Genomic DNA, 405 nt, shown 5'->3' with positions numbered 1-405 from the left:
AGGAGCAATGAGCAATGTTCGTGGAACTCGTTTATGATAAAAGGAATTTTGATGGGCTGCCCGGTGCAAAAGATATCATTCTGGGCGAGTTGACCAGGAGGGTTCACCGGGTCTTTCCCGATGCTGATGTCCGGGTTAAGATCAACACTGACGCCAGCAAGCATGAGAAGGAACAGATAAGCCGTACTGTTCAGGAAATGTTTGAAGAGGCTGATATGTGGCTGGTTTCAGATTAAACGCCTTGAACCGTCATATTGCTTAAGTACAATCCATCGTGACTGGCAATCATTCAATACTCGCACCATCGAACGTTTGCCAGTCGGCCGTAACCATGCTCTTGCATACGGTGTGGTTGCGGCATCTGTTAATTTGCCCTATTAACCATCCTGCTGACTTTGCTGGCGC

General features: G+C 47.9%; 1 protein-coding gene. It reads left to right on the top strand.

Annotation, left to right across the window (positions count from 1 at the left end):
* Positions 1-14: 14 nt before the first annotated feature.
* Entirely contained in the window at positions 15-236 is a 222-nt protein-coding gene (locus tag FDX04_RS12150) for a DinI-like family protein (protein WP_137371001.1), read from the top strand.
* The last annotated feature ends 169 nt before the right edge of the window (positions 237-405 follow it).

The organism is Citrobacter sp. wls615 (genome assembly GCF_005281355.1).
In the GTDB taxonomy this organism is placed as follows: domain Bacteria; phylum Pseudomonadota; class Gammaproteobacteria; order Enterobacterales; family Enterobacteriaceae; genus Citrobacter; species Citrobacter werkmanii.
This window is presented reverse-complemented; position numbering and strand designations above follow the sequence as displayed.

Excerpts from the sequence above, each read along its gene's own strand:
- FDX04_RS12150 (WP_137371001.1), top strand. The coding sequence starts at position 15 with ATGTTCGTGGAACTCGTTTATGATAAAAGGAATTTTGATGGGCTGCCC.